Consider the following 24,510-nt stretch of genomic DNA (forward strand, 5'->3'; position numbering starts at 1 on the left):
TGGCTATCGCAGCGTCTGTGCAGGCCGTTCATCCGCTGATCTGCACTTTGTTCACCTGGTCATGATCACAACACGATACTGACCACGCCCTCCACTTCACTCGGGAGCCACGAACATGGGGTATGTCACTACGCGGGACGGTGTCGAGATCTTCTACAAGGACTGGGGCCCACGCGATGCCCCGGTGATCGTCTTTCACCACGGATGGCCACTCAGTGCCGACGACTGGGATGCGCAGATGCTGTTCTTCCTTGATCACGGCTACCGGGTCGTCGCACACGACCGCCGCGGCCACGGGCGCTCCAGCCAGGTGTGGGACGGGCACGACATGGATCACTATGCGGACGACGTTGCGGCCGTGGTCGACCATCTTGGCGTGCAGGGTGCAGCCCACGTGGGGCACTCCACCGGCGGCGGCGAGGTGATCCGCTACATCGTTCGCCATGGCCAGGAGCGTGTGTCGAAGGCTGTCCTCATCAGTGCCGTGCCACCGCTGATGGTCCAGACCCCGAACAATCCGGACGGCTTGCCCAAGTCGGTATTCGATGACTTGCAGGCGCAGCTCAAGGCCAACCGCGCACAGTTCTACCATGACCTGCCGTCGGGCCCGTTCTATGGCTACAACCGCCCAGGCGCAAACGCCAGCGAGGGCACCATCCTGAACTGGTGGCGTCAGGGCATGATGGGCTGCGCCAAGGCACACCTTGACGGGATCGTGGCCTTCTCCCAGACCGACTTCACCGACGACCTCAAGCGCATCACGATTCCCGCCCTGGTGATGCACGGGGACGATGACCAGATCGTGCCCTATGCAAACTCAGGGCCGCGGTCAGCGAAGCTGTTGCAGAACGGCACCCTGAAAACCTATGCGGGCTTGCCGCATGGCATGCCGACCACCGACGCCGACACGATCAACGCCGATCTGCTCGCGTTCCTGCGAAGCTAGACGACCGGGGCAGGCATCCACCTGCCCCTTCCCTGTCACCACGCCGGGCTGGCAACCCGATGCCGCCCCGGCTTCATCGCCGAGGGTCGACCTTGAACACTCGACACACACCTTCAACGGCCTCGCAGGTACTGAGGCTGCAACCCGACGACTGGGTGCCCAACAATACCCGGCTGCCGGTGCTGATCTACCCCCACGCGATTGCGCTGCATGGCAGTGATCCGGCGGCGCAAATCGAACGCACTTTCGAGGCCAATGGCTGGCCGGCGCAATGGCGCGATGGCATCTACGCCTACCACCACTACCACACCGAGGGCCACGAAGCGCTCGGCGTGGTGTGTGGCCAGGCAAGGCTGATACTGGGCGGCCCGCGGGGCCGCGAAGTACAGGTGAGTGCAGGCGATGTGCTGTTGCTGCCCGCCGGCACGGGCCACTGCAAACTCGATTGCAGCCCGGGCTTTCTGGTGGTGGGGGCCTACCCGCCCGGGCAGCACGCAGACATCCGACGCGAAGCGCCAACCCAGGCCCAGCTTGCGTGCATCGCCAACCTGCCCTTTCCCGATCACGGCCCGGTGCAGGACCCGCAAGGGACCTACCAGCAGCATTGGCTCAACCAGCGTTGAAGGGCAGCGTCTGGCTCCAGCGGGCCCAGGCCCGATTGCTCCCGAACCGCTAGAGACGCTACCCCAGCGCCTCGGCCGTGTTGTTTTAAATGATATTAATTCCTGTTATCTTCCTGCGCTCCCTGACCCCCAGCTCGCAGGTGTTTCGTGTCAAGCGCAGACCTCAAGGCGTTGTACCTTGCCCACCGTGAAGAAATTCAGGACTACCTGAATCGTCAGGTGCGCTGCAAGGACACCGCCGCAGACCTGACACAGGAGACCTTCATCCGCCTGTCCGAACAGCTGGGGCGCACGCCCATCGACAACTTTCGCGCGTACCTGTTTCTGTGCGCGCGCAACCTGTTCATCGACTACCTGCGTCGCGAGCGCCACCGCAAGGGCGAGGTGGTCGAGCCCACCGAGCTGCAGGCGCTGGAGCAGAAGACCCCGAGCCTGGAACGCACGGTGATCGCCCAGGACCAGCTGGCCACGCTCAACCGCGTGATGCAGCGCATGCCCGAGCCTTGCCGCGAGGTGTTTCTGCTAGCGCGCGGCGAAGGCCTGACCTACGTGGAGATCGGTGAACGCCTGGGCATTTCGCCCAAGACCGCCTACAGCCGCATGGTGCGGGCACTGGAATTGCTCAAGCTGGGCATGTCCGAGTGAGAGTGGACTATCATGCGCCCCTGTACACCTCACCGCCCGCACAGTGACCCGACCCATGGCTGAACCGCCCTTCCCCACGCCGGCCCCGGCCTCGCCCGACGAGCCCCAGGCCGACCCCATCTCGCAGCAGGCCTGCGCCTGGTTCGCGCTGATCTTCGAAGGCTCGGCCAGCCAGGCCGAGCACGAGCAGTGGCTTGAGTGGATGCTGGCCGACCCGCGCCATGCCAAGGCCTACCTGGAACTCGAAGCGCTGTGGGCCCTGGCCGCCGAGCTGCCTGCCGTGCAGGCGCCGCCTGCCCCCAAGGCCCGCGGCGTCTCGCGGCGGCGCTTCATGCAACTGGCCATGGCGGCGTGCACCGCCGCAGTGGCCACCGGCTCGGCCACGCTGTGGCTCAAGGGCGACGGCCTGTCGTTTGCCGACCTGCACACGCGCGTGGGTGAAACCCGCACCGAGCGCCTGCCCGATGGCAGCGTGATCGAACTGGCCGGCAACACCGCCCTGGACCTCGACTTTTCCGGCACCACGCGGCGCCTGCGCATGCTGCGTGGTCAGGCCTATTTCAAGGTGGCCGCCGATACCCGCCCGCTGCGCATCGACACCGAGGCCGGCACCGTGGTCAGCCACCAGGGTGCGTTCTGCCTGTCCTGCGACGCCGGCAGCGCCGACCTGGCCGTCAGTGAGCACAATGCCGGGGTGCAAATCCCCGGCCAGCAGGCACAACTGGGCCAGGGCGAGGCCGTGACCTTCGGCGCCGCCGGGCTCGGCCCGGTGCAGCGCGCCGAACTGGACCAGGTGCTGGCCTGGCGCAACGGCAGCCTGGTGTTCTTCGACACGCCCCTGGCCAAGGTGGTCAATCACCTGCAGCGCTGGCGCGAGGGCCGCATCTTCATCGCCGACGAGCGCCTGGCGGCACGCCCGGTGAGCCTGATCCTCAATCGCCAGCACCCCGAGCAGATGCTCGATGTGCTGGCGCGCACCCTGCCGATCCGCCTGAGCCGCTACACCGACCTGGTGACCATCATCCGCCCTGCCTGACCCGCCGATGGCTGATTGAAAATTATTTGCAGTACCCATCAGACATTTGCACTCCTTGTGCGTCATCACCAGCAGATGAAACCCATTCGCAAACAGGCGAAGTCGTTCTGCCGAGGAGTCAAGGAAATGGCAACACCCCAGACGTTGTTCCCCCAGGGTTCGTGCTGGCGCATGTCGGCGCTGGGCGCCGCGATCAGTTGCGCGCTGCTGGCCCAACCGGCCCAGGCCCAGCTGCCCGCGCCCGGTACAGGGGCGGTCAGCGTGCACACGGCATTCGATATCCCCGCCCAGCAACTGCGCCAGGCATTGCTGGTGTTCAGCCAGCAGACCGGGCAGAACGTGATGCTCGACGGCAACCTGGACGCCGGCCTGCGCAGCGCACCGGTCAAGGGCAGCTACTCCGCCGATCAGGCCCTGGCCCAACTGCTGGCCGGCAGCGGCTTCACCTTCGGGCGCAGTGACGCCTCGACCCTGTACCTGGTACCGCTGCCAGACAGCGCCGGCAACAACATCGAACTGGGCGCCACCACCATCAACAGCGCCTGGAGCCTGGGCAGCACCACCGAGGGCAGCGGCTCCTACACCACCGGGCAGACCAGCACCGCCACGCGCCTGGACATGTCGCTGCGCAAGACCCCGCAGTCGATCAGCGTGATCACCCGCCAGCAGATGGACGACCAGGGCCTGAACAACCTGTCCGAGGTGATGCAGCAAACCCCGGGCATCACCGTCAACCGCGAGAACTCCGAAGGCTTCACCTTCTACTCGCGCGGCTTCGAGATCCAGAACTTCCAGTATGACGGCGTGCCCAGCCTGAGCACCGACGCCGGCAACCTGCGCGACAACTACAGCATCACCAACTCGGTGATCTACGACCGCGTCGAGGTGCTCAAGGGCGCCACCGGGCTGGTCAACGGCATCGGCTACCCGTCGGGGGTGATCAACCTGGTGCGCAAGCGGCCCACTGCCCAGTTTCAGGGCCATGTGTCCGCCGGCGCAGGCTCGTGGGATCACTACCGCACCGAGCTGGACGTGTCCGGACCGCTGCTCGACAGCGGCGCCCTGCGCGGGCGTTTCGTCGCGGCCCGTGAACAGCAGCACACCTTCATCGACTACCAGAAGCAGCAACAGGACATCTTCTACGGCGTGCTCGACGGCGACCTGTCTGACGCCACCGTGCTGAGCGTGGGCTACGAGTACCAGCAGAACGACAACGACGCGTCCTCCACCACCCACCTGCCGGCCTTCTACAAGAACGGCACGCCGGTGCGCTTCTCGCGCTCCACCAACCCGGCGGACAAGTGGGCCTACCGCAACCATCGCACCCAGCGCGCATTCGCCAGCATCGATCACCAGTTCGACAACGAGTGGTCGCTCAAGGCCACCGCCAGCTACCGCAACTATGCCTCGCGCGAGATCATCGCAGGCCTGGCCACCGCCCATGTCGACCCGAACGACAACAGCGTCGCCCACGGCTACTACCCGGGCGGTGCGGCCAAGTTCAACACCGATACCGACGAGAAGTCCTTCGATATCTACGCCAAGGGCCCGTTCTCGCTGCTGGGCAGAAGCCACGACCTGGTGGTGGGCTACACCTATGCCCACACCACCGCGCAATCGGACCGTACCGACGGCAGCACCGACGCCGTGGCACCCGATGCCTTCGACTGGAACAACAACGCCGCCTACCCCACCGACTGGGCCTGGTGGTCGACCTTCGATATCAAGACCACGCAGAAGGTCGGCTATGCTGCGGTCGTGCTCAAGCCCACCGACGCACTCAACCTGGTGCTGGGGGCGCGGGTCACCGACTACGCGTGGAGCCTGGACAGCATCAACGCGCTGCCGCGCAGCAGCCGCACCGCCACCCGCGACACCGGTGAAGTGATCCCCTATGCCGGCATCACCTACGACCTCGACGACCAGCACACCGTGTACGCCAGCTACACCGACATCTTCAAGCCACAGCCCTACAACCGGGGTGCCGACAACAAGCCGCTGGACCCGCTCACCGGGCAAAGCTACGAAGTGGGAATCAAGGGCGAGTATTTCGACCGTCGCCTGAATGCCAGCCTGGCGCTGTTCGAGCTCAAGCAGGACAACCTGGCGCAGTCGACCGGCACCACCGGGGAGTTCGGCAATGAAGTGATGCGCGCCGTGCAGGGCGCCACCACCCGCGGTGTGGAGCTGGAAATGTCCGGCGAGATCCTGCCCGACTGGAACATCAACGCCGGCTACGTCTATCAGGCCTCCTACGACGCCGATCACCGGCGCGTGGCGACCAACCAGCCCCAGCACCTGCTCAAGGTCGCCACCAGCTACCGCCTGCCGGCCGAGCTGAACAAGCTCACCGTGGGCGGCAACTGGCAGTGGCAGAGCCGCACCTACTTCGTCGACGACACCTTCTACGACGACGTCAACGACGTGGCGCTGCCCAGCCACAAGTTCTTCCAGGACGCCTACGGCGTGGTCGGCCTGATGGCCGCGTATGACGTGAGCAAGCAACTGAAGGTGTCGGCCAACCTCAACAACCTGTTCGACAAGACGTACTACAGTGGCATCGGCAACTACTACTCGGTCTACTACGGCGACCCGCGCAACGTGATGTTCAACGTCAGGTACAGCTTCTGACGCGCAACGCGCACGCCATCAGGCCTGCTGGCGGGTCGCCGCCAGCACGATCTCGCGGATGCACACGCCCTGAGGCTGTTCGTAGGCGTAGCGGATCGCATTGGCCACATCGTCCGCCGACAGCACCACGCCGCCCATGCCGGCCTTCCAGTCCTGGTAGCCGGACTTGATCGCCTCATCGGTGGTGTGGCCGAGCAGCTCGGTTTCCACCGCACCCGGCGCGATGGTGATGACCCGCACGTTGTGCGCCGCCACTTCTTCGCGCAAGTTTTCCGAGATCGCGTGCACGGCAAACTTGGTGCCCACGTAGGCCACATGGTTGGGGAAGGTCTTGCGCCCAGCCACCGAGCCGACGTTGATCACCGTGCCGTGGTTGCGTTCGATCATGCCGCCCAGTACCGCATGGATGCCGTTGAGCAGGCCCTTGACGTTCACATCCAGCATGCGCTCCCACTGCTCGGGGGCCTGGGTGGCGGTATCACCCAGCAGCATCACCCCCGCATTGTTGACGATCGCATCGGCCGGGCCGTACTGCGCCTCGGCCTCCTTCACCGCAGCCAGCAGCGCCTCGCGGTCGGTGACGTCGACACCCTTGCACAGGGTGGCGGGCAAGCCCAGTGCGAGCAGGCGCTCCACGCGCCGGGCCAGCAGCAGCAGGGGGTGGCCCTGGGCAGAGAACAGGCGCGCGACGGCCTCGCCGATGCCCGAGCTGGCGCCGGTCACGATGATCAGGGGTTTGTTCATGAAAGTGCTTCCGTCATTGGTTTATCAGATGACGCAAAGCGTATAGTGCCGGCCACAGCAGATAAAATGCTTAATTCCTCTTGCAGACATCGGCCTTACCTATGGATATCCGGCACCTCAAAGCCTTTGTGGCGGTGTTCGAAGAACGCAACATCACCAGCGCCGCCCAGCGCCTGTGCATCAGCCAGCCGACCTTGTCGGTGACCATCCGCCAGCTCGAAGAAGCCTTGGGCGCCACCCTGTTCAACCGCCAGTCGCGAGGGGTGGAGGTGAGCGAGGCGGCGCGTTCGCTGTACCCGCAGGCCTGCGCGCTGGTCAGCGAGGCCGAGGCCCTGCGCCAGCGCTTTCGCACCAGCGATGCGCGCCAGCACCTGAGCCTGGGCATCGAGCCGGACCTGAGCCCCGCGCAGGTCGCTGCGTTTCTGCGCTTTGCCCACCAGGTGGTGGCGCACCTGTACATCACGCTGCACGAGGGCTGTGCCGGCGATGCGCGCCTGGCGGTGGAAGAACAGTGCTGCGAAGACGAGCTGTTCCTGCCGGTGTGGGACGACCCGTTCGTGCTGGTGAGCGCAGCCGGCAGGCAACCGGGCACGGTCACCAGCCTGTACCCCTGGGTCATCTGCCCCGAACACCCCTCCCACCAGCGCCTGATGGCGCTGTATGGCAACTCCACCGCGTCGGCGGTGGCCAGCAGCGGCTCGCTGCAGCAGTCGCTGCTGCTGGTGGCGGCCGGGATCGGCGTGGCGGCGCTGCCGCACTCGCTGGTGAGCGCGGCACAAGGGGTGCAGGTGCATGCGCTCAACAGCCCGCTGCCCAGTCGCCGGGTGGGCCTGTGCTACAGCGGCACTGCGCTGGAGCACCCGGTGCTGCGTCTGCTGCACGCCGCGCTGCGCGACGCCCCGGCCGGTACCTGGGCGTCGCCCCTGCCCTGAGCACGAAGCGCCGAGGTCATGGCGCCAGGTCAGGGTCCGAGTCGCTGTGCTTCTGGCCGATCGGGTCGGTGGCCGGCGACTGCTGCGGCGCCTGGGTATCGATGCCCGGTGGCGGCGCAAGCTGCAGTATCTCGCTGGTGTAGGCCCACTCCTGCTGCACCCGGGCCGGGTCGTCGTTCAGGTGGGTGCCGTAGCTGGGCACGATCTGGTGCAGCTTCTGCTGCCAGGCCGGGCTGGCGACCTTGTCCTTGAACACCTTCTGCAGCACTTCGAGCATGATCGGCGCCGCCGTGGATGCGCCGGGCGATGCGCCCAGCAGCCCGGCAATGCTGCCATCGGCCGCGCTCACCACCTCGGTGCCCAGCTTGAGCACCCCGCCCTTTTCCTTGTCGCGCTTGATGATCTGCACCCGCTGCCCGGCCTGCCACAGGCGCCAGTCTTCCTTCTTGGCCTGGGGGAAGTAGGTCTGCAGCGCCTCGAAGCGGTCGTCGTCCGATTGCATCAGCTGGCCTGCCAGGTACTGCACCAGGTCGAACTGGTCGATCCCCACCTTGGTCATGGGCCACAGGTTATGGGTGGTCATGCTGGAGAACAGGTCCAGGTACGAGCCTTCCTTGAGAAACTTGGTGGAGAAGGTCGCGAACGGCCCGAACAGGATCACCCGCTTGCCATCGAGTACCCGGGTATCCAGGTGCGGCACCGACATCGGCGGCGCGCCCGTGGCGGCGATGCCGTAGGCCTTGGCCATGTGCTGCTGGGCGATGGTGGGGTTGTCGGTGACCAGGAACGAGCCGCCCACCGGGAAGCCCGCGTAGTCCTGGGCCTCGGGAATGCCGGACTTCTGCAGCAGCGGCAGCGCCGCGCCGCCGGCACCGATGAACAGGAACTTGGCATCGGCGGTCGACTTCTCGCCACTCTTGAGGTTCTTGTACTCCACGTGCCAGGAGCCGTCGTCATTGCGACGGATGTCCTCGACCTCGCTGGACAGCTTGAGCGAGAAATTCTCCTGCTGCTGCAGGTGCGCCACGAACTGGCGGGTGATCTCGCCGAAGTTCACGTCGGTGCCGATCGGCGTCCAGGTGGCGGCGATCTTCTGGTTGGGGTCGCGGCCCTCCATCATCAGCGGCACCCACTTGCGGATCTGCGCCGGGTCTTCGGAGTACTGCATCGGCCGGAACAGGGGGCTGGCCTGCAGCGCCTCGTAGCGGCGCTTGAGGAAACTGATGTTGTCGTCACCCCACACGAAGCTCATGTGCGGCGTGGAATTGATGAACGAGCGCGGGTTCTTCAGCACCCCGTTCTTGACCTGCCAGGCCAGGAACTGGCGCGTCACCTGGAACGCCTCGTTGATCTCGACCGCCTTGGTGATGTTGATCTTGCCGTCCTTGTCCTCGGGCGTGTAGTTCAGCTCGGCCAGCGCCGAGTGCCCGGTGCCGGCGTTGTTCCAGCCGTTGGAGCTTTCCTCGGCCACCCCGTCCAGGCGCTCGACCATCTCCATCGACCAGCCCGGCTCCAGCTCGTTGAGCCAGATTGCCAGCGTGGCGCTCATGATGCCGCCCCCCACCAGCAGTACATCGACCTTCTTCGATTCCGCCCCCTGCGCCTGGCCGGCCGCCAGTGACACGGCCAGGCCCAATGTGGCCACGTTCCTTGCGAACTTCATGGCATATCCCCCCAATTGCATTACGAGACGATCCAGTGAGTGTGGCTCATGGATCGCGCATGACAAGCCGTACAAGCGACCCGGTGCAGTCAGTGGGGTTCCCTTGGATCGGGCCGCGGCGGCGCCAGGGCACGGGCAAAACGCTATCAAACTGAACCAATTCATCAGCTAAGGATCAGTTTTAGCATCGTGAAACCACAGGATTTGATACCTTGTCCGCGCTTTCTACACCTGGCCGGGATCGCTTGTGCCCTTCCCCTGCACGGCCTGCCAACACGCCTTCAGGAGGGATCTTGTGACCACCACCCACCCCAGCGACGCTTTCCAGATCGCCCTGGCCAACTGCGCCCGTGAACAGATCCGTACCCCCGGCAGCATTCAGCCCCAGGGGTTCATGGTCGTGGTGCAGGAGCCGGCCATGTTGATCCGCCAGGTCAGCGAGAACCTGCCGGACTGGCTGGGGGTGGAGATCGACGCCTTGCTGGGCGTGCATTTCGATGCGGTGGTGCAGGACGGTTGCAGTTTCGTCGAGCAGCTGGGCGAACTCGACGAAGACCAGTCCCAGCCCTATCACGTGGCCGACGTGCAGTTTCTGATCGGCCAGCAGGCGCAGCGCCTGCCGATGATGCTGCACCGCCACGACCAGGTGCTGATCGCCGAATTCCAGCGCCCGGCCGCCGTGCCGGCGCCGAGCTCGCGCCTGTACCCGCTGGTGCGCTCCTTCGTTGGCGGCGCACCGGACAGCGAGAGCATCGACGAGCTGTGCGAGCGGGCGGTGCGCGTGATCAAGCGCCTGACCGGGTTCGGCCGGGTCAAGTCCTACCGCTTCGACACCGAGGGCAACGGGCTGGTCAACGCCGAGCTGGTCGACGACGACTACCCCAGCTACAAGGGCCTGTGCTTCCCTGCTTCGGACATCCCGGCGCAGGCCCGGGCGCTGTACTGTGCCAACCGCATCCGCGTGATCGAGGATGCCGACTACCAGCCGGCGCGCCTGCTGCCGGCCGCCAACCTGCTCACCGGCCAACCCCTGGACCTGAGCTTCTCGACCCTGCGCAGCGTCTCGCCCGTGCACCTGCAATACATGCGCAACATGCAGACCTGGGCCTCGATGTCGGTTTCCATCGTGGTCGAGGGCCGGTTATGGGGGCTGGTGTCGTGTCATCACCGCACCCCGCGCAGCGTGAGCTTTCAGGTGCGTACCGCCTGCGAACTGCTGGGCCGGGTGCTGTCGCTGCAGATCGAGACCCGCGAAGCCCACCTGCGCCACGCGCGCATGCTCGAGATCCGCCAGCGCATCGTGCAGCTGCTGGGCGCCATCGCCGACCAGGACAGCGTGCGCCTGGGCCTGCGCGCCCTGCCCGACATCTTCACCGACTTCGTCGGCGCCGCCGGTGCCGCAGTGGTGTCCAGCACCGGCTGCGACACCTACGGGCACACCCCGCCCCAGGCGCGGATCATGGCCCTGGTGGGCTGGCTGACCGCCCGCGGCGACGCCGAGGTGTTCCATACCGACAACGCCGGGCGCGATATCCCGCACCTGACGGGGCTGGCCGACATGGCCAGCGGCATCCTTGCCGTGTCCATTTCCGAATTGCACCCGCATTACCTGATCTGGTTCAAACCCCAGCAGTCCCAGGTGGTGCACTGGGCCGGCCGCCCGGAAAAAAGCATCGCCCAGAGCGGCTCGCTGAACCCGCGCGAAAGCTTCGAGCAGTGGCAGCAGATCGTCGAAGGCTTCTCGACCCCCTGGGACCCCAGCGAAATCGAGGGCGTGCAGGAGCTGCGCCAGGCCATCCTCGGCATCGTGCTGCGCAAGGCCGAAGAACTGGCGCAACTGTCCGAATCCCTGGAAAAGACCAACAAGGAACTGGAAGCCTTCTCCTACAGCGTCTCCCACGACCTGCGCGCGCCGCTGCGGCATATCGCCGGCTATGCCGAGCTGCTCAGCGATGCCGAAGGCGCCAACATGTCCGAGCGCAGCCTGCGCTTTCTGGGCACCATCGAGAACTCCGCCAAGTTCGCCGGCACCCTGGTGGACAACCTGCTGAGCTTCTCGCAGATGGGCCGGTGCGCCATGCACCTGTCCGACGTCAACCTGTCGGCGATGGTCGCCTCCATCAAGCTGGAGATGCTGCCCGACTACGAGGGCCGCGACATCCGCTGGACCTTCAACGCCCTGCCGATCGTGGTGGCCGACCCGGCCTTCCTGCACCTGGCCCTGCGCAACCTCATCGCCAACGCCATCAAGTACACCCGCGGCCGGCCGGTGGCGCTGATCGAGGTCGACGTGCAGGAACGCGACGACGCCCACGTGATCAGCGTGCGCGACAACGGCGTCGGCTTCGACATGCAGTACGCCAACAAGCTGTTCGGCGTGTTCCAGCGCCTGCACCGCATGGAGGAGTTCGAAGGCACCGGCATCGGCCTGGCCAATGTGCGGCGCATCATCGAGCGCCATGGCGGCACGGTATGGGCCCACGGTGTCCCGGACCAGGGCGCGACGTTCTATTTTTCACTTCCAAAGAAAACCCTCATGCCCACTGCATGACCCACACGAGGGCGCTCCATGCTCAAACCGATACTCCTGGTAGAAGACAACCCCAACGACCTCGAACTGACCCTGCTCGCGCTCGAGCGCAGCCAGCTGGCCAACGAGGTGATCGTGGTACGCGACGGCGCCGAGGCGCTGGACTACCTGTTCCGCAGGAACAGCCATGCCGACCGCCCGCAAGGCAACCCGGCAGTGCTGCTGCTCGACCTCAAGCTGCCCAAGGTCGATGGCCTGGAGGTGCTCGAACAGGTGCGCGACTCGGCCGACCTGCGCAGCATTCCGGTGGTGATGCTGACCTCGTCCCGCGAAGAGCCGGACCTGGACCGCGCCTATCAGCTGGGCGTGAATGCCTACGTGGTCAAACCCGTGGAGTTCAAGGAGTTCGTCGGCGCCATCTCCGACCTGGGGATTTTCTGGGCCGTGCTCAACGAGCCACCGCCCGGTTCCACCCGGGTCGTGCGTCGCCCCAAGTCATGATGACAACACATGCCTAGACGAGAGCCCGGAGCGCCGACGCCGCTCCCCAGAATAAAGCTGCTGCTGATCGAAGACAGCACCCACGACGTCGAGCTCACGCTGTTGACGCTGGAGCGCTATGGCCTGCAGGTCGACCCGGTGGTGGTGCACGATCACATCGGCGCCTGCGAGGCCATGCAGCAGCACACCTTCGACGTGATCGTGTGCGACTACCTGCTGCCCTCCTCGTCGGGCATCCAGGTGCTCGAGGTGGCCCAGCGGGCGGCCCCGGAAACGCCGTTCATCTTCCTGTCCGGCATCTTCGGCGAACAGCAGGCGGTGGAGACCATGCGCCTGGGCGCGGTCGACTACGTGCTCAAGCAGAACCTCAAGGTGCTGCCCAAGGCCATACGCCGCGCCGTGCTCGAAGTGCGCGAACGCGAGAAGCGCCGCGCTGCGGAAAACGCCCTCGAAGAGGTCGAGACCCGCGCCCGCCTGGCCATCCAGGCTGCGGAGATGGGCGTGTGGGAACTGAGCGTGCCCAGCGGCTCGGTGCTGTGGGACGAGCGCTGCCGCGCCCTGTACGAAGTCACGCCCAGCTGCAACCTGCACCTTGACCAGGTGCTGGAGCACTGCCACCCCGACGACCGGGCAATGCTGCGGGCCAAGGTCGAGCAGGCCCTGAGCTGCGAATCGGTGTTCCATGCCGAATACCGCGTGCAGTTGTCGGGCGGTCGCCTGCGCTGGATCAACTCCAACGGCCGTTCGCTGTTCAAGGATGGCCGTTGCGTGCGTTTCAGCGGGGTGATGCAGGACATCAGCGAGCGCAAGGTCGCCACCCAGGCCCTGGTGCAGTTGACCGAAACCCTGGGCGAGCGCGTAGAGCAACGCACCCGCGAGCGCGACCGCACCTGGGAGCTGTCGCGTGAACTGCTGGGGGTGCTGCGCTTCGACATGACCCCGATCAACTTCAACCCGGCCTGGGAGGCGGCGCTGGGCTGGTCGCGGGACCAGATCGGCAGCCTGCGCCTGTGGGAGCTGATCCACCCCCTCGATCTGGACGCCACCATCAAGGAAACCCGCAGCATCGCCAGCGGCAACGTATCGACCCGCTTCGTCAACCGCATGCGCCACGCCAACGGCGACTACCGGTGGCTGTCCTGGACCATCGTGCCGGAGAACGGCCTGATGTACGCCGCCGTGCGCGACATCACCGATGAGCGTGCGGTGGTCGAGGAACTGGCCGCCACCAACAAGCGCCTGCGCGAACAGATCGACGAGAAGGAACGCGTGGAAGCCACGCTGCAGCAGATGCAGCGCCTGGAAGTGGTCGGCCAGCTGACGGCTGGAGTGGCCCACGACTTCAACAACCTGCTCACGGTGATCCTCACCAGCGCGACCTTTGCCACGCGCGACATTGCCCGCGGCAACCTGGACAAGGCCCGCACCCGGCTGGAACACATCACCGATGCCGGTGAACGTGGCGCCCGGCTCACGGCCCAGCTGCTGTCGTTCTCGCGCCGCCAGCGCCTGCAACCGCGCCCGGTGGACCTGAACGCCACCGTGCGCGGCATGCAGAGCCTGCTGAACAAGGCGCTGGGGGCCAATATCTGGGTAGAGATGTCGCTGGCCCCGGACCTGTGGACCGCCTCGGCGGACCTGACCCAGACCGAGATGATCATCCTCAACCTCATCATCAACGCCCGCGACGCCATGGCCAACGGGCCCGGCTCGGTGCTGCTGCGTACTCACAACGTCACCGTGGAGGCCGCGCCCCTGCGGCCCGAAGACCCGGAACCCGGCCACTACGTGGTGTTCTCCATCGTCGACTCGGGCAGCGGCATGAACGAGGACACCCTGCTCAGGGCCTTCGAGCCGTTCTTCACCACCAAGCCGGTCGGGCATGGATCGGGGCTGGGGCTGGCCCAGGTGTTCGGTTTCGCCAAGCAGTCCGGTGGCGGGGTGCGCATCGAAACCACCCTGGATGTCGGCACCACGGTCAGCGTGTACCTGCCGCGGATCCAGGGCGACGCCGTGGCCGTGCTGCCCAGCCCTGCGCCGGTGAGTGAACCGCATCAGCCGCTGGGCTCGACCATCCTGCTGGTGGACGATGACAGCACCGTGCGTACCCTCACGGCCACCTTGCTGGAATCGTTTGGCCTGAAGGTGGTGCAGGCGCGTAACGGCCCGGATGCACTGAACATGCTGAGCCCCGAGATCGACCTGCTGCTGACCGACTACGCCATGCCGGGCATGACCGGCGGCGAGCTGGCAGCCCTGGTCAAGCGCTCCTACCCGCAGTTGCCGGTGGTGTTCGTGACTGGCTATGCCAATACCGACGTGCTGGGGCTGAGCCATTCGACGGTGATCCAGAAGCCGTTCAGCGAGCGCGACTTGCGCAGCAAGATCTGGGCAGCGCTGGCGCGTTGAAAAAACCTGTACACGCTTTCTACCTGGCCGAGCAAAAAAGATTATTCTTGAATGACATTTTTCAACGCCAGACTATGTGAGAGCCGAATATGAAGATCGATGACATGGACGCCTTCGTCGCCGTCATCCGCTGCCAGTCGACCAACCTTGCGGCGCAGTCGCTGCAGTTGACGCAGCCGGCCATCACACGACGCGTGCAGAACTTCGAGGAAGACCTGGGCACCAACCTGCTCGACCGCAACACCAAGCCGCTCAAGCCCACGCCCATGGGCTGGCGCGTGTACGAACAGTGCAAGGCCATCCTGCGCGAGATCGACACCCTGCGCGAGCTGGTGGCCAGCCACGGCTCGCCCAGCGGCACCCTGCGCCTGGGCGTGCCGCAGACCATCGGCGATGTGGTGCTGCTCGATGCCCTGGCGCAGATTCGCCAGGCCTACCCCGAGCTGCGGACCCAGGTCGCCAGCGGCTGGGGCAGCGCGCTGATCGCCAGGATGGAAAACGGCGAGCTGGATGCGGCCGCCGCGCTGTTCCCCTCCGGCAAGATCTTCCCCGAAGGCATCGCCAGCCGTTCCATCGGCCGCATGCACCTGCGGGTGGTGGCCGCCAAGGGCAGCGCCAGCAAGCGCAGCTACAAGCTCAAGGACTGCTACAGCCAGGGCTGGGTGCTCAACCCCGACGGCTGCGGGTTTCGCGCCGGCCTGCAGCGCGCCTTGAGCGAGCAGGGGCTGTCGCTGCAGATCAACCTGGAAACCTTCGGCACCGAACTGCAACTGGGCCTGGTCGCCAACGGCCAGGGCCTGGGGCTGGTGCCCGAGCCGCTGCTGGCCGCCAGCCGTCATCGCGACCTGCTTGAAGTGGTCAACGTCAGCGACTTCAAGCCCCAGGTCGACCTGTGGCTGTTTCACCCCAGCTACCTGGGCAACCTGCAGGAGCCGGTGGAGCTGTTCGGCAGCGTCACGGCGCAGCGGCTGGCGCTGTAGCAGCCCCGCCCTGCCCCGCATCAGCCAAGGCAGCGGGCCTCACTCCAGCGTGATGTTGCCCGCCCGGATCACCTCGCCCCACCGTGCGCCGTCATCGGCGATCAGCTTGGCAAACCCCGCCGGGGTACTGTGCTCGACGCTGATCCCGTTCTGCGCGAACCGCTCGGCGGTCTGCGGCGCCTGGGCAATCGCGGCAATCGCCGCGCTCAACTGCTCGACCAGCTGCGGCGAAGCGCCCTTGGGCAGCACCAGGCCGAACCAGCCCGATGCCTCGAACCCCGGCAGGCCTGCCTCGCTGGCACTCGGCACCCCTGGCAGCAACGGCGAGCGCTGCGCGCTGCTGAGCACCAGCCCCTTGAGCTTGCCGGCCTGGATCTGCGGGGCCAGCACGGTGAGGGTATCCACCGCCACATCCACCTCGCCGCCCAGCACCGCCGTGACCGCCGGCGCACTGCCCTTGTACGGCACGTGCAGCAGGTCGATGCCCGCCAGCTTCTTCAGCAACTCCCCGGACAGGTGGCACAGGGTGCCGTTGCCGCACGACGAATAGCTCAACGCGCCCGGGCGCGCCTTGGCCTGGTCGATCAGCGCCTGCAGCGTGTCGACCTTGCTGGCAGCCGGTACGGCCACCACGTTGGGCACCGAGGCCAGCACCGCCACGGGCGTGAAGTCCTGCAGCGGGTCGTAGCGCAGGCCCTTCTGCAGGTTGGGCAGTATGGTCAGCTGCCCGGCGGTGGCCAGCGACAGCGTGTAGCCATCGGGTTTGGCCTTGGCCACGGCCTCGGCGGCGATTGCGGTGCCGGCACCGGGCTTGTTGTCGACCACCACCGGCTGGCCCAGCGAGGCCGACAACTGCTCGGCGTAGTAGCGCCCCACGGTATCGGCAGCGCCGCCCGGCGGGAACGGCACCACCAGGGTCACGGCGCGGCTCGGGTAGGTATCGGCCTGGGCCAGTGCGGCAACGCCCAGGGCCAGTGCGGCCAGGGCAAACTTGAGCGGTAGGATGATTTTCATGCAAAGGTCCTGGAACAGTCAGGGTTGAAGCAGCCCTCAGTCTTCACTGAAGGCCACATGACGCGTGGCGCGCACCCGCGGGATGAGCATCAGCCCCACCGCCAGCACGCACAGAATCAACAGGGTCAGGCTCAATGGCCGGGTGACGAACACCGTGGGGTCGCCCCGCGACAGCAGCATCGCCCGGCGCAGGTTCTCCTCCATCAACGGGCCGAGCAGATAGCCCAGAAGCAGTGGCGCCGGCTCGCAGCGCAGCTTGATGAACAGGTAGCCCAGCAACCCGAACGCCACCGTGAGCAGCACGTCGAACAGGCTGTTGTTGACGCTGTACACACCAATGCAGCAGAACAGCAGGATCGACGGGTACAGCAGGCGGTACGGCACCGACAGCAGCCGCACCCAGATCCCCACCAGCGGCAGGTTGAGCACCAGCAGCAACAGGTTGCCGATCCACATGCTCACGATCAGCCCCCAGAACAGCTCGGGGCGCTCGTCGATCACCTGCGGGCCCGGCACGATGCCGTGGATCATCATGGCCCCGGCCATCAGCGCCATCACCGCGTTGGAAGGCAGGCCCAGCACCAGCATCGGGATGAACGAGGTCTGCGCCCCGGCGTTGTTGGCAGACTCCGGCCCGGCCACGCCCTCGATGGCGCCCTGGCCGAAGCGCTCGGGGTGCCTGGCGATACGCTTTTCGACCATGTACGAGGCAAACGCGCCCAGCATCGCCCCGCCCCCCGGCAGCACGCCCAGCACCGCGCCCAGGCCGGTGCCGCGCAGCATCGGCTTCCAGCTGCGCCGGTAGTCTTCGCGGGTCGGCATCAGGCTGCCCACCCGCGCCACCTGGGGCGGCTGGCCGCGGCTGCGCTCCAGGTTGGCGATGATTTCGGCGATGCCGAAGATGCCCATCGAGATCACCACGAAACTGATGCCGTCGCTCAACTGGGGCAGGCCGAAGGTAAAGCGCTCCACCCCGGAATTCACGTCGGTGCCCACCAGGCCCAGCAGCAGGCCCAGCAGGGTCATGGCCACGGCCTTGAGCACGTCGCCCTGGGCCAGCACCACGGCGGCCACCAGGCCCAGCAGCATCAGCGAGAAGTACTCGGCCGGGCCGAACTTCAGCGCCACCTCGGCCAGCGGTGCGGCAGCAGCGGCCAGCAGCAGGATCGACAGGCTGCCGGCGATGAACGAACCGATCGCGGCAATGGCCAGGGCCGCCCCGGCCCGGCCCTTGCGTGCCATGGCATGGCCGTCCAGGCAGGTCACCACCGAGGACGACTCGCCCGGCAGGTTGACCAGGATCGCCGTGGTCGAGCCGCCGTACTGGGCGCCGTAATAGATGCCCGACAGCATGATCAGCGCCGCCGCCGGGCTCAGGCCATAGGTGATCGGCAGCAGCATGGCGATGGTGGCCACCGGCCCCAGGCCGGGCAGCACCCCCACCAGCGTGCCCAGGGTCACACCGATCAGGCAGTACAGCAGGTTGTTCAGGGTGAAGGCGGCTTCAAGGCCGATACCCAGGTGTGCCAACAGCTCCATGGGTCGCTCCTCAGACAGGCCAGGCCGGCAGGTTCAGGCCCAGCCCGTAGCCGAACACCAGCACGCTGAACAGCCCCAGCGCGCTGCCCACCGCCAGCAGTTCGCCCAGGTGCGCCTTGTGCCGGCCCAGGCCGCTGAGCAGCGTCATGCACAGGGTCGCCAGCGCCAGGCCAAGGCTGGGCAGCAGCAGCGCGAACGCCACCACGCTGGCACTGATGGCCAGCGCCGGGCGGACGATGAACAGCCCGTCCAGCGTGACCTTCTCGCGGCCCAGCCACAGGCCGCGCACCAGCAAGGCGATGCCCAGCCCGCACAGGGCCAGGCTCACCAGCCAGGGAAAGTAGCCTGCGCCCATGCGCATCGCCGTGCCGCTGGCATAGGCGCTGCCCACCAGCAGCCCGGTCAGGCCGAAGCCCAGGAACAGGCAGCCGGCCAGCACTTCGCGGGCATCGAGGTTCAGGGTCAGGGAATGCGGGCGCGCAGTGGCGGCCCGTTGCAGAGCATCTCGCACGCAGGTCTCCAGGTGCCGGTACGGCACAAGGCAGGGCGATCCGCGCGTGCGGTCTCGGGGTGGGGTTGGGGTAGCTGCGCCGTTCAGGCGCTGCGTTGTGCCTGGCGCGCCGCGACCTTGGCGTGGGTCAGCGGGATCAGCTCGCGGCCGTAGTCGGCGGCGTCGTTGATCGGGTCGAACCCGCGAATCAGAAAGGTGGTCACGCCCAGGTCGTAGTACGCCAGCAAGGCATCGGCCACCTGCTCGGGGGTTCCCACCAGCGCGGTGGAGTTGTGCCCACCGCCAACCAGTGCAGCCATACCGGTCCACAGGCGCTCATCCACGCGCTCGCCTTGCGCCACGGTGTCCAGCAGGCGCTGCGCACCGACGCTCTGCGGCTTGTTGGCCACCACCGGGCCGGCGCGCTCCAGGCGCTGGCGAGCGGTATCGAGAATGGCATCGGCCTTGGCCCAGGCCGCAGCTTCGGTATCGGCGATGATGGGCCGGAACGACACGCTGAACTGCACCTGGCGCCCGTGCAAGGCCGCCTGGGCACGTACTGCCTGAATGGTTTCGCGGGTCTGCTCCAGCGACTCGCCCCACAGCGCGAACACATCGGCATGCTTGCCGGCCACTTCCAGGGCCGCCGCCGAAGAACCACCGAAAAACACCGGCAGGTGCGGCTTTTGCAAAGGCTTGATGGCGGAGAAGGCGTTCTGCGCCTGGTAGAAGGTGCCGTGATGATCGAAGGGGGTGTCTTGGGTCCAGACCTTGCGCACCACCTCCAGAAACTCGTCGCTGCGCGCATAGCGCTGGTCGTGGTCGAGGTAGTCGCCGTCCTTGCGTTGCTCGCCGTCATTGCCGCCACTGATCACGTGCAGCGCCAGGCGTCCGTCGAGCAGGTGATCGAGGGTTGCCAGCTTGCGCGCGGCCAGGGTCGGCGCCACGAAGCCGGGGCGATGCGCCAGCAGAAAGCCGATACGCGGCGCCGCCAGCCCGGCCAGGGCCGTGACCAGAAAGCCGTCGGGCTGATCCGACCAGTACCCCACCAGAATCCGGTCGAAGCCTGCCTGCTCGTGCACCTGGGCAAAACGGGTGATGTACGCCTTGTCGAAGATCGGGCCAGCCGGATCGAGGGTCTCCGAAGACAGGCGGTGGCCGATCATGCCGATGAATTGAACGCTCATGGGGGGCTCCTTGAAGAGGGCGAAGAAAGCTTATTGGTTATAGAAGGTTCTTTCTTCAAAACGAACGCTTATAAGCTACCGAGCCCGCCACCCCTTGTGAAATTCATTTTAGGCATAACCTAATATAAAAAATGATTTATATCGAAACAGCTTTAAAATTCACTTTGCGCATATTAGCTTATGCTCAATTTGAATTTTGAGAATCATCAGGCGGTTGCTAGGGTGATTCGAAACCGTAGCCAGAGCCCCGACCATGACCGACCCCCTTCGCCTGGACCGCTTGCGTCAGTTCATCGACGAACTGGCCAGCCTGCTCGACCGAGAAACCGATGAAGCGGCCCTTCTCGATGATGGCCAGCGCCTGTTGCAGCAACTGGTGGCCCATGACGACTGGCTGCCGCCAGAGCTGGCCCAGCCCAGCCCCGAACGCTATCAGCAGTACCTGCTGCACTGCGATTCGCGCCAGCGCTTCTCCATCGTCAGCTTCGTGTGGGGGCCGGGGCAGACCACGCCGGTCCACGACCACCGGGTATGGGGCCTGATCGGCATGCTGCGCGGCGCCGAATACGCCCAGGGGTTTGCCCGCAGCGAGCACGGCGCGCTGCTGCCGTCCGGCAGCCCGGTGCGCCTCGAGCGCGGCCAGGTCGAGGCGGTGTCGCCGCGCATCGGCGACATCCATCAGGTCAGCAATGCCTTCGACGACCAGGTGTCGATCAGCATCCACGTGTACGGCGCCAACATCGGCGCGGTCAGGCGTGCCGTGTACCTGGCCGACGGCAGCGAGAAACCCTTCATTTCCGGTTATTCCAACACCCAACTGCCCAATCTGTGGGACCTGTCAAAAGAGAACCTTGCGCCATGAGCACCCCGACCACCCGCACCTACGCCCACCTGCGCCAGCACTTGCTGGCCAGGCATGAACTGGCCCTGATCGATGTGCGCGAAGAAGCACCCTTCGCCGTGGAACATCCGCTGTTCGCGGCCAACATCCCGCTGTCCAGGCTTGAAATCGAAATCTACGCGCGAGTGCCCCGGCGCGATACACCGATCACCGTGTATGACGATGGCGAGGGCCTGGCGCAGATTGCGCTCCAGCGCCTGGGTCAACTTGGCTACAGCGACGTGGCCCTGCTCGAAGGCGGCCTGGCCGGCTGGCGCGAGGCCGGCGGCGAGCTGTTCCAGGATGTGAACGTACCGAGCAAGGCGTTTGGCGAACTGGTGGAAAGCCAGCGCCACACCCCGTCGCTGGCGGCCGAAGAAGTGCAGGCGCTGCTGAACGAAAAGGCCGACGTGGTGGTGCTGGATGCGCGTCGCTTCGACGAATACCAGACCATGAGCATTCCGGGCGGCATCAGCGTGCCGGGTGCCGAACTGGTGCTGCGGGTGGCCGAGCTGGCACCGAACCCGGCCACCCGCGTGATCGTCAATTGCGCCGGGCGCACCCGCAGCATCATCGGCACCCAGTCGCTGGTCAACGCCGGCATTCCCAACCCGGTATCGGCTTTGCGCAACGGCACCATTGGCTGGACATTGGCGGGGCAGACCCTGGCCCATAGCCAATCGCAGCGCTTTGGCGACGTGAGCCCGGCCAACCGGCAGCGCGCCGCCGAACAGGCCCGGGCCGTGGCCGACAAGGCCGGCGTCGTGCGTGCGGACAGCCAGACGCTGGCGGCGTGGCGCGCCCAGGCCGATCGCAGTACTTATGTGTTCGATGTGCGCACCCCCGAGGAATTTGCCCGGGGCCACCTGCCAGGCAGCCGCTCGACGCCGGGTGGTCAGCTGGTGCAGGAAACCGACCATGTGGCCAGTGTGCGCGGGGCGCGCATCGTACTGATCGATGACGATGGCGTGCGTGCCAACATGAGTGCGTCGTGGTTGGCGCAGATGGGCTGGGAGGTGGCGGTGCTCGATGGCTTGGGCGCAGGCGACTTCAGCGAAACGGGTGATTGGCAGCCGCCGTTGCCGGCGTTGCCGCAGCCTTCGACCATCGACCCCGAGCAGTTGGTGCAGTGGCAGGCGGACGCCGACACGGTGCTGCTCGACTTCACCACCAGTGCCAATTACGTGCAGCGGCACATACCGGGTGCGCACTGGGCGATCAGGGCACAGCTGGAGCAGGCACTGGAGCGCTTGCCGGTGGCGGGACGTTACGTGCTGACCTGCGGCAGCAGCTTGCTGGCGCGGTTTGCGGCGCAGGACCTGCAACGCCTGACCCGAGTGCCGGTGTTCGTGCTGGAGGGTGGTACGGGCCGCTGGATTGCCGAGGGGCGGCCGCTGGAGTCGGGCGAGACGCACCTGGCGGTGCCGCGCAGCGACCGTTACCGCCGGCCGTATGAAGGCACCGACAACCCGCGTGAGGCGATGCAGGGGTACCTGGATTGGGAGTTCGGGTTGGTGGCGCAGCTGGGGCGTGATGGCACCCATGGGTTCCGGGTGATCTGAACCTCCTGAGCAGACCGTATCAGGTCTGCCCCTGGCCGACAGGCCGCATACGCAGGTGCGGGCAAGGCCCGCTCCTGCTTGCTTCGGGCACAAGCACAGTAGGCGCCGGCCTTGCCGGCGAATCGAGCGCGAAGCGCTCGTACAACCTGAACCCACCGTGGATCAGGCAGCCCCCACCCGCCGAGCCGCAATCAGCGCCCTGCCACCGGCTCGAACAACGACACCGCCGCCGCATCCACCTTGCGCGGCAACAGGCCCTGGGCAAAGAACACATCGGCAATCTGCTGCTGTTCGGCCAGATGCTCCGGCTTCACCAACTGCACGTCGTAACTGCGCCGCGCATTGGCCTGCTCCACCGTGGCCACATCCAGGTTGCCCCACAACGGCCCCAGCACCTGCGCCGCCTGCGTGGGGTTGGCCTTGGTCCACTGCCCCGCCTTCTGCAACGCACCGAACACGGTTTCAAGCACCTGCGGATGCGCCTTGGCGTAATCGCTGCCCGCCAGGTAGTAACGCTGGTAGCTGGCCAGCCCCTGCCCGTCGCTCAGCACCCGCGCATGCTGCTGGCGCTGGGCGCTGGCCACGAACGGGTCCCAGGTGACCCAGGCATCGACCTTGCGGTTCTCGAACGCCGCACGGCCATCGGCCGGGATCAGGTAGGCCGGCTGGATATCGCTGAAGGTCAACCCGGCCCTGGCCAGGGCCTGTATCAACAGGTAATGGCTCCCCGCGGCCTTGGTCACCGCCACCTTCTTGCCCTTGAGGTCCGCCAGGCTGTGCAGCGGCGAATCCGCCGGCACCAGAATGGCCTGGGCCAGTGGCGATGGTGTCTCGCGGGCAAAATAGGTCAGCCGCGCCCCCGCCGCCTGGGCGAACACCGGCACGGTGTCGGCCACATCCGCCGACACATCGACATTGCCCAGGTTCAGGGCCTCCAGCAGCGGCAGGCCGCTGGCGAACTCATGCCAGCTGACCTGTATGCCCTGCTGCGCCAGCTGCTGCTCCAACGTACCCTGGGCCTTGAGCAGAATCAGCAGCGTCGAGGATTTCTGGTAACCGATGCGCAGGGTTTGCCCCGCGCTGGCGCTACCGACCAGGCTGGCGCCAAGCAGCGCGCCGATGGCCAGTTGTCGCAGACGTTTGAACGGTTGCATGGGGTCAGCTCCTGTCAGTGGGCCTGGGTCACGGCGACGCTGGCGGGCAGCACGAAGCCGCCGGCAAAGGTCGGCGCCACGTCCAGACGTTGGGCAATCAGGCCGTGGGCCTGGTAGAAGTCGGCGGTTTCCTGCTGTTCGGCGATGGTGCCGGCGTCCACGACCTGCCAGCGCAACTGGCGACGCTCGAACTGCAGCCGGGCCGCGTCCTGCGGGAAGCCGATGATCTGCGCCAGGGTCTTGGAGTAGCTGTCCAGGTTCTGGTTGGCCCACACCTGGGCCTTGGCCAGGCGCGCCAGGTAGTCCTGCAGGGCCGCGCGTCGGGCCGGGTCGGCCAACGCCTTGTCGGTCGCCGCCAGAAAGCTGTTGCCACTGGACAAGCCGCGACCATTGACCAGCACCCGGCCCTGGCCGGTGGTTTCGGCCAGCGCGGTGTAGGGCTCCCACGTCGCCCAGGCATCCACCGAACCGTTGGCCAGGGCCATCCTGGCATCCACCGGGCCAAGGAAGCGGAACTCGACGTCCTCCTCGCTCAGCCCCGCGCTGGCCAGCGCCTTGAGCGCCACGTAATGGCCAATCGAGCCGCGCCCGGTGGCGATGCGCTTGCCCTTGAGGTCGGCCGCCGCGTGCAGCGCCGACCCGGGGTCCACCAGCACGGCTGTGCCATAGGCGTCGGACTTGTCCACGGCAATCGCCTTGACCTGCGCGCCGGACGCCAGGGCGAACAGCAGCGGCGCATCACCGATGATGCCGGCGTCCACCGCGCCGGCATTGAGCGCCTCGGCCAGCGGCGCGGCAGCCGGAAACTCCGCCCACTTGATGTCATACGGCAGGTCGCGCAGCCCGTCGGCGGCCTCCAGCTGGGCACGCATGTTGCCCTTCTGGTCGCCGATACGCAGTTCGATACGCGGTTCGGCCAGCACCTGCCCGGCCAGCAGCAAGGCGCCAGCGAGGGCGAGAAGTCGTGAAATGGGTGGCATGCAGTGCACTCCTGAAGGCGATTGTAGAGCGACTCTACCGGCTCGTCATAAATCAGTGAAGTGC

Annotated in this window: 20 protein-coding genes; 12 read left to right on the forward strand and 8 right to left on the reverse strand. The window is 66.5% G+C overall.

All coding sequences use genetic code 11. The features are described from left to right. Window positions 1–115 precede the first annotated feature (115 nt). The 5 genes from V9K84_RS09935 to V9K84_RS09955 all read left to right on the forward strand — a co-directional run bounded on the left by V9K84_RS09935 (window position 116) and on the right by V9K84_RS09955 (window position 5,881). Entirely contained in the window at window positions 116–946 is an 831-nt protein-coding gene (locus V9K84_RS09935) for an alpha/beta hydrolase (protein WP_088514437.1), read from the forward strand. A gap of 92 nt (window positions 947–1,038) precedes the next feature. Beyond that, complete coding sequence (locus V9K84_RS09940) at window positions 1,039–1,569, forward strand: cupin (RefSeq protein ID WP_088514436.1); 531 nt, start codon at window positions 1,039–1,041, stop codon at window positions 1,567–1,569. Window positions 1,570–1,716: 147 nt separating this feature from the next. After that, window positions 1,717–2,214: an RNA polymerase sigma factor gene (locus V9K84_RS09945; protein WP_043864025.1), complete on the forward strand. Its 498-nt coding sequence runs from the start codon at window positions 1,717–1,719 to the stop codon at window positions 2,212–2,214. A gap of 55 nt (window positions 2,215–2,269) precedes the next feature. Next, the gene (locus V9K84_RS09950; protein ID WP_054914364.1) at window positions 2,270–3,250 is read left to right on the forward strand and encodes a FecR domain-containing protein; all 981 of its coding nucleotides are present in this window, start codon (window positions 2,270–2,272) and stop codon (window positions 3,248–3,250) included. Between the two features lie 126 nt (window positions 3,251–3,376). After that, window positions 3,377–5,881: a TonB-dependent receptor gene (locus tag V9K84_RS09955; protein ID WP_143516628.1), complete on the forward strand. Its 2,505-nt coding sequence runs from the start codon at window positions 3,377–3,379 to the stop codon at window positions 5,879–5,881. 18 nt (window positions 5,882–5,899) lie between these two features. Here the strand turns inward: V9K84_RS09955 and V9K84_RS09960 are convergent, their stop codons facing one another. Further along, window positions 5,900–6,625: an SDR family oxidoreductase gene (locus tag V9K84_RS09960; RefSeq protein ID WP_043864027.1), complete on the reverse strand. Its 726-nt coding sequence runs from the start codon at window positions 6,623–6,625 to the stop codon at window positions 5,900–5,902. A gap of 101 nt (window positions 6,626–6,726) precedes the next feature. On the opposite strand from V9K84_RS09960, the gene V9K84_RS09965 reads away from it, so the two are divergent. Further along, entirely contained in the window at window positions 6,727–7,557 is an 831-nt protein-coding gene (locus V9K84_RS09965) for a LysR family transcriptional regulator (RefSeq protein WP_088514434.1), read from the forward strand. A gap of 16 nt (window positions 7,558–7,573) precedes the next feature. Here V9K84_RS09965 and mqo read toward each other — a convergent pair whose 3' ends face one another. Next, window positions 7,574–9,220, reverse strand: coding sequence for a malate dehydrogenase (quinone) (gene mqo / locus V9K84_RS09970; RefSeq protein ID WP_058540324.1), 1,647 nt, complete (start codon window positions 9,218–9,220; stop codon window positions 7,574–7,576). A 295-nt stretch (window positions 9,221–9,515) separates the two neighbouring features. Here mqo and V9K84_RS09975 point away from each other — a divergent pair, with 295 nt between their 5' ends. The 4 genes from V9K84_RS09975 to V9K84_RS09990 all read left to right on the forward strand — a co-directional run bounded on the left by V9K84_RS09975 (window position 9,516) and on the right by V9K84_RS09990 (window position 15,640). Further along, a complete protein-coding gene (locus V9K84_RS09975; protein ID WP_254999888.1) occupies window positions 9,516–11,771 on the forward strand; it encodes an ATP-binding protein in 2,256 nt (751 codons plus the stop codon). A gap of 18 nt (window positions 11,772–11,789) precedes the next feature. Further along, window positions 11,790–12,251 carry a response regulator gene (locus tag V9K84_RS09980; RefSeq protein ID WP_043864031.1) on the forward strand — a complete coding sequence of 154 codons (462 nt, stop codon included), beginning with the start codon at window positions 11,790–11,792 and terminating at the stop codon, window positions 12,249–12,251. 9 nt (window positions 12,252–12,260) lie between these two features. Further along, on the forward strand, window positions 12,261–14,660 hold the full coding sequence (locus V9K84_RS09985; protein WP_043864032.1) for a hybrid sensor histidine kinase/response regulator: 2,400 nt from the start codon (window positions 12,261–12,263) through the stop codon (window positions 14,658–14,660). A gap of 89 nt (window positions 14,661–14,749) precedes the next feature. Further along, complete coding sequence (locus tag V9K84_RS09990) at window positions 14,750–15,640, forward strand: LysR family transcriptional regulator (RefSeq protein ID WP_054914352.1); 891 nt, start codon at window positions 14,750–14,752, stop codon at window positions 15,638–15,640. A 39-nt stretch (window positions 15,641–15,679) separates the two neighbouring features. On the opposite strand, the gene V9K84_RS09995 is transcribed toward V9K84_RS09990, so the two are convergent. The 4 genes from V9K84_RS09995 to V9K84_RS10010 all read right to left on the reverse strand — a co-directional run bounded on the left by V9K84_RS09995 (window position 15,680) and on the right by V9K84_RS10010 (window position 19,870). Further along, window positions 15,680–16,654, reverse strand: coding sequence for a tripartite tricarboxylate transporter substrate binding protein (locus tag V9K84_RS09995; protein ID WP_088514433.1), 975 nt, complete (start codon window positions 16,652–16,654; stop codon window positions 15,680–15,682). A 36-nt stretch (window positions 16,655–16,690) separates the two neighbouring features. After that, window positions 16,691–18,193, reverse strand: a complete 1,503-nt coding sequence (locus tag V9K84_RS10000; protein ID WP_043864035.1) for a tripartite tricarboxylate transporter permease — start codon at window positions 18,191–18,193, stop codon at window positions 16,691–16,693. Between the two features lie 10 nt (window positions 18,194–18,203). Beyond that, a complete protein-coding gene (locus V9K84_RS10005) occupies window positions 18,204–18,704 on the reverse strand; it encodes a tripartite tricarboxylate transporter TctB family protein (RefSeq protein WP_236171895.1) in 501 nt (166 codons plus the stop codon). 83 nt (window positions 18,705–18,787) lie between these two features. Continuing rightward, window positions 18,788–19,870, reverse strand: coding sequence for an LLM class flavin-dependent oxidoreductase (locus V9K84_RS10010; RefSeq protein ID WP_088514432.1), 1,083 nt, complete (start codon window positions 19,868–19,870; stop codon window positions 18,788–18,790). Window positions 19,871–20,123: 253 nt separating this feature from the next. Between V9K84_RS10010 and V9K84_RS10015 the strand changes: the two genes are divergently transcribed. Continuing rightward, window positions 20,124–20,732: a cysteine dioxygenase gene (locus V9K84_RS10015; protein ID WP_088514431.1), complete on the forward strand. Its 609-nt coding sequence runs from the start codon at window positions 20,124–20,126 to the stop codon at window positions 20,730–20,732. Further along, window positions 20,729–22,312, forward strand: coding sequence for a rhodanese-related sulfurtransferase (locus V9K84_RS10020; RefSeq protein WP_088514430.1), 1,584 nt, complete (start codon window positions 20,729–20,731; stop codon window positions 22,310–22,312). The genes V9K84_RS10015 and V9K84_RS10020 overlap by 4 nt, the downstream gene beginning before the upstream one ends. Window positions 22,313–22,503: 191 nt before the next feature. On the opposite strand, the gene V9K84_RS10025 is transcribed toward V9K84_RS10020, so the two are convergent. After that, window positions 22,504–23,466 (reverse strand): aliphatic sulfonate ABC transporter substrate-binding protein, encoded by a 963-nt coding sequence (locus V9K84_RS10025; RefSeq protein WP_043864039.1) that lies wholly within the window; start codon window positions 23,464–23,466, stop codon window positions 22,504–22,506. Between the two features lie 14 nt (window positions 23,467–23,480). After that, window positions 23,481–24,437, reverse strand: coding sequence for an ABC transporter substrate-binding protein (locus tag V9K84_RS10030; RefSeq protein ID WP_088514459.1), 957 nt, complete (start codon window positions 24,435–24,437; stop codon window positions 23,481–23,483). Window positions 24,438–24,510 lie beyond the last annotated feature (73 nt).

The organism is Pseudomonas sp. AE27, assembly GCF_037113495.1.
Classification (GTDB): domain Bacteria; phylum Pseudomonadota; class Gammaproteobacteria; order Pseudomonadales; family Pseudomonadaceae; genus Aquipseudomonas; species Aquipseudomonas palmensis.